The 9,227-nt window shown below is 66.1% G+C and carries 5 protein-coding genes; all 5 read right to left on the reverse strand.

Annotation, left to right across the window (positions count from 1 at the left end):
- Positions 1–14: 14 nt before the first annotated feature.
- A complete protein-coding gene (locus ACODSK_RS12360; protein ID WP_489016335.1) occupies positions 15–2,822 on the reverse strand; it encodes an RHS repeat domain-containing protein in 2,808 nt (935 codons plus the stop codon).
- Complete coding sequence (locus tag ACODSK_RS12365; RefSeq protein ID WP_489016337.1) at positions 2,809–7,134, reverse strand: SpvB/TcaC N-terminal domain-containing protein; 4,326 nt, start codon at positions 7,132–7,134, stop codon at positions 2,809–2,811. The genes ACODSK_RS12360 and ACODSK_RS12365 overlap by 14 nt, the downstream gene beginning before the upstream one ends.
- Positions 7,135–7,233: 99 nt before the next feature.
- Positions 7,234–8,085, reverse strand: a complete 852-nt coding sequence (locus tag ACODSK_RS12370) for a CAP domain-containing protein (RefSeq protein ID WP_489016339.1) — start codon at positions 8,083–8,085, stop codon at positions 7,234–7,236.
- 210 nt (positions 8,086–8,295) lie between these two features.
- Complete coding sequence (locus tag ACODSK_RS12375; protein WP_489016341.1) at positions 8,296–8,898, reverse strand: cell wall hydrolase; 603 nt, start codon at positions 8,896–8,898, stop codon at positions 8,296–8,298.
- Between the two features lie 35 nt (positions 8,899–8,933).
- A partial coding sequence (locus ACODSK_RS12380) for a hypothetical protein (RefSeq protein ID WP_489016343.1) occupies positions 8,934–9,227 on the reverse strand: 294 nt, incomplete at its 5' end.

Below are 9,227 nucleotides of genomic sequence, written 5' to 3' on the forward strand. Positions count from 1 at the left end.
TCCAGTACAAGTCACTAGAACGCACGCAAGCGTCCGGCGAACCTGGGGTTGGAGCGCAAGCGGGCAACATGCATCAGGGACTCGTAAGTCGCATCGTACTGGACGGAAGGGATGGCTGCGGCATTCTGTTGCTGTCCGTCCAGAACATAGAACACGCTCTGCGGATCCTTCATCGCCGAAACCTGGGTCCATACCTTTCCCGTGGCCAGCCAACTGTCGAGTCTAGCCTCCATGACATCGTCATCGAATACCGGCAGATCCTGGTAATGCTGCTCACGCAGTGCATCGACCTGCTGATAGCCGATCGCATATTCGGGGTCGCCGGGCATCCTGGGAGTAAAATTGCTCAGTTCGACATTGCCAGTCGAGTTGTGGCTTTGCGACCAGGGGTGAACGACCGGATAGGTTACCCATGGATCGACCGTCAGAGGGTCGGTGATACGAGGATCGCCCAGGATCGCGGAGCGATGCACAGGCTGTTTGACCGAGTAGATGGGCACGTTGGGCCAGTCGGCGGAGGACGCCATCAGGAACACGCTGATTATCCCGAATTCATCGCAGAATCCGGTGCTGGCTGCCAGTGAATGCTCGGCGCGGCTTCTGTGCAGGGGTTGCGAGCCTATGAGATCTCGCATGTGCGAGCCGGCAGTCGCTGCTTCATAGTCGCTGCGCTTGATGTCGCCCGCCTGGTTTGATGCGCCCAGATGCAGGTATTCCCTGACAGACCAGTTGGTGTTGTAGGCGAACTCCGCGATCGGGCCTTTTCCACGCAGCAAGGACATTCCCGATTCGCCCAGACCGTTCAGCATGCGCTCGGCCCCCGGTTCCTTGGGCTCCTTGCTGAATTTCTTGATGCTGTAGTGCTGGTCCTGTGGGTTCAGGCCAAAATGGTCGGTCAATGTCAGCGGGTTATTGCGCACGAACCGGTAACGATTGAGCCCGTCCACATCTCCCCCCGGATCCGGATTGATCCAGCGCATCAACCACGGCGCGTAGTAGCGCAGGCCGTAGTCGTACAGGCCGCTGCTGTCGCGCTCCTTGCCGGAATAGCGACGGGTCTTGTAGCTCGCCTCGATGGCAGAACCTGCCGCCCACCACGCGGTGCCACCGAAGGGGTAGTAGCCCTCGTGGCTGATGATGCGCGCGTCGCCGTCCAGCTCCAGGCCGCTGCTGTCATGCAGGTCGTCGAGGCTGTAGCGCAGTTGCGGGTTGGCGATGCCTTCGGGCTGGCCCTCGCTCCAGTGCAGGCAGCGGATCAGGCCGTGGCCGGTGTCGACGGTGATCACCGCCAGGCGTTCACCTTCGCTTTCATGCAGTTCCAGGCCGGGCAGGTAGCGGGTTTCGCTGCGGCGCTGGCGGCCTGCCACGCGGCGGCTGATGACCTTGCGCAGGCGCAGGCGGTTGCCGCCATAGCGGTAGTGCTCTTCGTCGTCGCCGTCTGTACGAGCCACCTGGCGGGTGCTGTGCAACTGGTTGCGGGCGTTCCATTGCAGGGGCTGACCGGGCGCGAGCTGGAGCAGGTTGCCGTTGCCGTCGAAGGCCTCCAGCGGATTGCCGGGGGCGGGCACGGCGCGGTTGCTGTCGGCGGCCACGTTCAGGCTTCGGGTGTAGTCCTGCTGGCCGACATGGCGCAGCGACAGCAGGTTGCCGCTGGCGTCGTAGTGGTATTGCTGGCCGTAGTTGAGCAACTGGCTGGTATCGCCGGGGAAGGGCGTCAGCTCGGGCAGTCCGGGGCCGATCATGGCGCCGACGGCTTCGCGGCCGCTGGCTTCGGTCAGGCGATAGAGCGAGTCGTAGACGAAGTTACTGACCGGGTCGATCCGCTGGTTGGCGAAGTGGCGCACGGGCTGGCTCAGGTCTTCGATGCGGGTGACGTTACCGACCGGGTCGTAGCCGTAGAGCAGGTCCTGCAACTGGCTGCGGCCCGGGCGGCTGGCTTGCATTCGTTCCAGGCGGCCGTTGGCGGGGTCGTATTGAGCGTGACGGACCACGTCATTGCCGAGGGTTTGCCGTTCCACCTGGCCGAAGGCGTTGTAGCGGGTTTCGACCAGCAGTGGGTGCTGTCTGCCGTCGTTCAGGTGCAGGGTCAGGCGGGTGAGTTCGCCGCCCAGGGTAAAGCCCGAGCATTGGCGATGACCCTGGGCGTCGGTCTGTTCCAGTACCTGGTCGAGCGGGCCGTAGCGCCAGTGGGTGCTGGCACCCGCGCCGGGTTCGAGAGCGGCATCCGGCCAGTCCGGCAGGTCGAGGGCTGCGAGGAAGTGACGGGTTTCGCCAAGTTCCTGGCCGGTCAGGCCGTAGCTGTCGATCATGCGGCTGCCGGCATCGTCATCATGGCGGACCAGGCGACCGCGGCGGTTGAGGCCCTCTTCGCGGGCGTAGCTGAACGACTCGGCCACCCGCGTCGGCTGTCCGCCAGCGGTTTCGCGGATCAGCACGGGGCGCAGCAGTTCGTCGTACTCGGTCTGCCAGTGGCTGGCGCGGCTGTCCCAGGCGTGCGTGGCCTGTCCGGCTTCGCCATGCAGGGTCAGGCGCCAGCCGGCATCGCGGCTTTCCTCGAGCAGGGTGACGCCGGACAAGGCGCTGGTGACCTGCTGGCTCGGGGCAAGGTCGGTCTCCTGTTCCAGGCGCTCGAACAGGCGCGGATCCCATTGGCCGCGCCATTGCTCGTTGGCGCTGCGCCGGGTCAAGGTGACGAGCCGCTGCATCGGCTCCTGTTCATCGGCCTTGAGGTAGGCCACCTGGCGCACGCTCATGCCCCGCGCGTTGTACACCTCGAGGTTGGGCGTATGTCGATGAACCAGGCCGGAGCTAGGCTTCGCCACCTTGCATTTCCTCCCAGGTATCGTTCTCGTCCTCGCTGATGCTGTACCACGGCAGGTAGCGCTGGCGGCGCATATAACCCTTGGCGGTAAGCACCCGCACTTCGCGGCCGAGGGGGTCGTAGAACTGCTGGTCGTTGTAGCCGAACAGGCGGAACGAAGCATCGTTGATATAGCGCCAGCGCTCGGCGAAGTAAGGCCGGTAGACCCGCACCGGCAGGCCCTTGTTGTTGAATTCGACCCGCTCGCTGACCCGCCAGCGCTCGGTGGCCTCCACCTGCACCGGCTTGCCGTCCTCCAGACGCAGTTCGCCGTTTTCGTCGACGGCATAGGCCAGGCCCGGTTCGACCTTCTGCTTGCTCTGCAACGAGCGGCCGAAGCCGTCGCTGCTGTCCAGGCTGATGCGGATCTGCAGCTCCGGGTCGCCGGGATAACGGTCGGCCAGCAGCACCCCGCTCTGTACCGGCTGGCGTGTCTCCACTGGCTGCATCCAGCTGAAAGCGTCGTAGTAGCAGGCGCTGGCGGCGTTCTGTAGTGCTGCCGAGGGATCGGCCAGGGCGTCGGCCAGGTCCTCACCGTTGCGCTGGTACTCGCTCAAGGGCGCGAAGCCTGCCGGTTCGCCGTCCTCGGTGCCGTGGAAGCTGCTGGCCAGAAGCCGGCCGAAGCCGTCGTAGAGGGCTTCCTGGATATTCTCGTTGGGGTCGGTGATGTGCACGGGTTGCAGGCAGTGGTAGTCGAAGCGGGCCAGGGTCCGGCAGCCGTCGGGCAGGGTGATGCCGGTGACCTGGCAGTGATAGGCGTCATGGCTGATTTCGGTCAGGCCATGGCTGCGGGTTTCGCGCATGGCCTGCGGGCGGTAGAAGGTGCTGGCCGGGCCGAAGGTGGTGAAGCCCTGGCGGATCGCCCACAGCTCCATGTCTGCCTGCTCCGGGAGAAACGCCGCCATGGGTTCGTAGTTGAGCTCGACCAGTTTCTCGCGCAGTTCGTCACGGCTCATGACCCGGTCGTAGGCCTGCATCGCCTGTTCGTTGAGTTCGGCACTTTCCAGGTAGCCGGGCAGGGCCTCGAAGCTGGCCTGGCCGTCGGGCAGCTCGGTGCGGGTGCTGCTGTCGGCAGCCTGGTAGCGTTGCACGCTTTGCCCGCGCAAGACTCGTTCGGCGTCTGCGCCCAGGGGACTTTCCGCACTGACAAAGTGCTCGTAGCTGATCTGCCTTGGCGGCAGCGCGCTGCGCGGCAGCACCAGGGCATTGTCGCGCTGGCGCCAGGGCAGGCCGAGGCGCCAGGCCTGGGCGCTGGTCAGGTGGATGGCCTGGCTGCGGGTTTCGTTGAGGTAATGGTTGTACTGCGCCTCGTCATGGGCGTCGCGCCACCAGGTCTGCTCATGCTCGCTGTCGAACGGCGGCGGATCACTGACATGCCGGCGCCGTGCACAGTGGATGACCACGGCATGGGTCGGCTGGGCGTACTCGTCATGGGCCAGGCTGATGCTGTGCTGGCAGCGCGGGTCGTCGGCCTGGCGTTCGTAGTCGAGGCTGATGCTCTCCAGGGGGAGCGGCAACATGCGTGCGTAGGGCTGGTGAGGATCGGCGGGGGCGAGTTCGCGCAGCAGGTAGCGATGCTGCTCCACCGCGTAGGGCACCGCCGCCTGCGGGCTGTCGTCGAGCCCGTAGCGCTCGCTACGGATCGGCGAGCCGCTGAGAGCATGGGCCATGGCCCGCAGGCGAGCCTCGTCGGGGGCTTCGACGATCTGGTCGCTGCCGCTCAGGCTGTCGAACTGGCTGAGCAGGTCGGCGCCCAGGGTGGCAGCTTCGGCGTCGTGGAAGAAATCGTCCCGTGGCGGCGCCGGGTATTGGCCGGTGTGGAACCAGGTCTTGCTCAGTAGCGGCGCGGTGAAGTGCGCGTCCTGGTCGCCACGAGCGCTTTCGCTGTCGGTCTGCAGCAGCAGGCCGAAGCCACGCAATTCGCGTTCGTGGCGGTCATAGTGGCCGCGGCGGTACTGCATGCGCTGTACCAGCAGGTTGCCGGTGATCTCGTCGAGCTGGGTCTGCCGGGTTACCACATGCAGGGTCATCGGCAACTGGCTGACCGCCGGGCGCCCGGCCTGACGCAGTTCCTGTTTCTCGTCCAGCCATTCCTGGCCGGAGCTGCGGTACTCGACGCTGCCCACCGCGCCCATGTTGTTGCTGGTGTGGTTGAGCAGGTACGGCTTGTGCGTGGTGAAGTCCATGCGCCAGTGGCGCGGGCGCATATGCGGCACGGTCAGCACCAGGCTGGCGCAACCGAGGCCCTGCAGGTCGGCGACACTGACCTGGCACAGACGGTCGTAGCGCACGCCGTGCGGCCAGGGTTGCACCACCGGCGGTTGCAGGCCGAAGCCGCTGCGGTTCATGAACAGGCGCACGCCATCGCTTTCCAGGTAGAGCAGATCGCTGGCGCCGGAACCGTCGAGGTCGGCCAGGCGGACCCGGCTGGCATCGAAGCGGGCATGCTCGAACGGCAGGCTGGCGAAGCGGAAACCCTTGCCGAAGCGCCCGTGGCCGAGGTTCGGCCAGCAGCGCACTTCGTTGTGGCGGATGCGCACCAGGTGTTGCTGGCCGCTGCCGAGGATGTCGCTGAAGGCCACCAGCTCGGCACGGTCGTCACCGAGCACCGGCAGGGCATCGTCGGGGATGCCGTGGGGCACGTCCACCGGTGCGGCGTGTCCGCGCTCGCGGCGGTTGGCGTACAGGCGCACGCTGCGCGGGCCGATCAGGGCCAGGTCGAGCAGGCCGGCACCGCTCAGGTCAGCCTGCTGGGCCAAGGGATGGAGCAGCTCTGAAGCGATCGCGGCATAGGGCACGAAGCCGGACCAGCTGCGGTCCTGGTTGAGGGTGAAAAAGCCGTTGAGCCCGGGGGCGCTGATGCTCCATTCCAGGCGTCCGTCGCCGGTCAGGTCCTGCAGTGACTGGCGCACCGGGCTGCGGCTGTCGGCCACGGGAATGCGCGGCAGCAGCGACCACTCGCCATAGGTCACCCGATCATTGTGCGGCTCATCGCTGCGCTGGCTGTCGTCGCGCAGCGGTTCGCGGTAGTACCAGCCCTGGTCGCTGCGCAGCAGTACGCCGGGCAGGCCTTCGCCGTAGAGATCGACCAACTGGTAGTCCTGGCCGTCATTGAGCCCGGCCATGGCGGGAAACTCGCTGAAGGTGCAGGACGCTTCGGGATCGTAGTCCGCGTAGGCGAAACTCATCGGCGGCAGGCTGCTCGCCTGGCCGCTGGCGGACCAGGCCTGGCTATGCACCTCGCTCAACAGGTTGTAGGACAGCGCGTGGTCGCGGTATTCCAGCAGCAGGCGGCGGACCAGCACCGGGTTGGGGCCCAGGTCCTCCTCGAAGCGGTGGAACATCAGGACCTGGCGGCACAGGCGCAGGTTGCCGAGTTCGAAGCCATAGGCGAACGAGCTGTGCGGATCGCTGCGCACCGGCCAGGGCTCGACTTCCGCGTAGCCGGGCTTTTCCGCCAGCAGGGTGGTGCGCTCGCCATAGTCCAGCAGCAGCTCGAAGTGCCATTGCACCTGATCGATGGTTTCCGGCTGCCACAGGTACAACCAGGGATGGGCACTGGCATTGCCGTAGCAGATTCGGTTCAGGTAGCACTGGGCCCGGAAGTCGCGGGGCGGATCCGGCTCCAGGCCGGCCAGGTCTTCGCCCTTGTACTGGTAGAGGATGTGCTCGCCGTGGGCGTTCATGCTTTCTTCCAGCAGCCATTCGCCGACCCGCTGCGAGTTGTCCGGGTCGGTGCTGCGCGATGACGGATTGCGCCCGTAGAAATGCAGGCTGCCGTCGCTGCCATGGACCAGCCAGAAGCCCGGATCGTCGGCATCCGCGCGCCAGTGCTCGATGCGCTGGAAGGCGCCCTCGATGCGGGGGAAATGGCGCAGGACGCGGTAGCTGCGGTCCAGGGCCAGGCCGCGGTACTCACTGATGTCGGTGAATACCGGCTTGCCGCTGCCATCGCGCTCGGGCAGCCAGACCACGCCGTCGGGGCCGAGGATCACGTCCTCGTCGGTGTAGCGCGGCACACCCTTGCTGGTGCGGCGGGCGACGCAGCCGTGGGACAACTGCCAGCCCATGCCGAACAGGCCATTGCTGACCGTGCTGCGGTAGCTCAGGGTCAGTGCAGGGGCATAGCCGCGGCCCGGGGAAACCGGCAGGGGAATATCGAAGGAGGCCGCGCCCGAGGTCCCGACTCCACCCCAGCCGCTGCCGATGCTCTGGATCGCTCCGCCGCCCTTGGGCAGGGCGGGAACTGCGACTGCGGGTGCCTGATCCTGCATGACCTGTGCTCCATGACGCTGTCCTTGGAGCAAGGGTGCCTTGTTCGCGCTGTTTCGTTAACTGGCAAAAATGCTAGGTAGCGGGGATATCCATGTCGTTCAAGGCGTACCGAACAGTGCCGTCCAATAGATCCCGGCATCGCTTTTCGGGTCGGTGGCATAGGCCGCGCCCAGTTCGCGCAGTTGCGGGTTCATCAGGTTCAGGCAATGCCCCGGGCTGGCCAGCCAGCCGTCGACTACCTTGCGCGGGCTGTCGAGCCCGGCGGCGATGTTCTCGGCAATGCGCTGGCCGCTGTAGCCGGCCAGTTCGGCGCGGTCGCCGGGCGTACGGCCTTCACGGTCGATATGGTCGAAGAAGTTCTGGTTGGCCATGGCCCGGCTCTGGCCCTGGGCGGCACCGGCCAGGGTGTCGTTCCAGCTCAGCGCGGGGGCGGCGCTCATCTGCTGCGCACCGCACAGGCGGGGCTGGGCGCGGGCAGCGTTGACCGCTTCGAGCAGGTTGCGCCCCTCGCTCTGCCAGTCGCCCAGGCGCGCGCTGAGCAGCGGACGGGCGACCACGATGCGCCATTCGCGGTCTTCGCGGCTGACGCCGATATCGACGAACTGCGGATCGAGCACCACCTGGCAGAAGCTCTCGCGGATCGCCTGCATGGCGGCTGCGGCATCACGCGGGCCGGACAGGCTTATGGCCTGGACATTGACCATCGGATAGGCGACCCGGGCCAGTTGCTGTTGCAGGTCGCCCATGCTGGTGGCCGACAGCACCAGGCGCGGGTCGCTGGCCAGCGGCGGCAGCTCCAGCGACGCCTGGTTGGCGCAGGCCTGGGACTGGTTGCGGTAGGCGTTGATCGAGTCGATCAGTTGCGTTTCTTCCGATGCCCGGGCCTGGCTGGCGAACAGCGGCCCGAGGCAGAGCAGGGCGAAGCAGAGCATGGAGGAGCGGACGCGCATTTGAATCTCCCTTGGGCGGAACCCCGTGGCTGCTGGCGGGCCTGGCGGGGTTCCTGGTACATGATGTCCGGCGGGTCCGCGCTCATGGCCCGGCCGGTGTCCCCGATGGATTGGGGAATAAACGATGAAGAATGGCGTGCATGGTAGCCAGATTGGCCTGTGCCTGTCGTCTTTGTCCGGCATCAGGCCGTTTGGGTTCCCCGCGACCTGTCAGCGCGCCGCGCCATTTTGCGGCTTGTAGAAGACAAATCGACTGGTCCGGGCGGTTTCCACGAAGCTTTTACGCCAGGCGGGAGCGGCCTGGAAGTCGTGGAAATACAGGGCGCCGTGGGTGTTGTCGGGCAGTTGCCGGTTGAGGGTCTTGCGCGCGATTTCCTTGGCCTGGAGGTAAGGTTCGTCTTCCTTGATCTGGTCGGCGCGGCCATCGCACCACCAGGAGAACTGGCAGGCGTGCTGTTCGGAGCCTTGCTTGACCACGGCGCAGACGGTATCGGGGAAGCCCTCATGGCCGAGGCGATTGAGCACCACGTTGGCCACCGCCTGCATATCGGCGGCGCTGGCGCCCTTGGCTTCCCAGTAGATGGTGCGTGACAGGCAGGTCAGGGTGTCGTCCAGGGCTGCCTCGCCGTTGGGGTCGACGGCCTTGGCTTCGGTTGGGGTCAGGGTGGTACCGGGGGTGGGCTTGGCCTGCACGGCGACCGCGTGTTCCAGGGCTTCGGCTTTCTTCTCGGCCTGGTTGGCGACGGGGTCGGCGGCATTGGCGCCGAGGCTGAGCAGGGCGGTGAGGCAGAGGATGGTCCACGAAGCGTGCATGGCCGCAACTCCAGGTTAAGTACCTGATGTATTGACTACGGCTGAAGTTCAATGATTCCGGGGTTGCCGCCGGACGGTAGCGGTTCGGTTGTTTTCGCCAGGAGGGTTTGTGTTGTGGTTGATGGCCTCATCGCTGGCAATGCCAGCTCCCACAGGTCTTTTGCCTGGCCCGGATCCAGCGGCCGACCGGGGTCCTTGTGGGAGCCGGCGTTGCCGGCGATGAGGCCGTCAGCCTCGACATCGATCTTGCTGGCCGGGTTGTTCTTGCCGGCCTCATCGCTGGCAATGCCAGCTCCCACAGGTTCTTGTGCCTGGCCTGAGTCCAGCGG

The sequence above is a fragment of the Pseudomonas sp. FG98 genome (assembly GCF_057808595.1).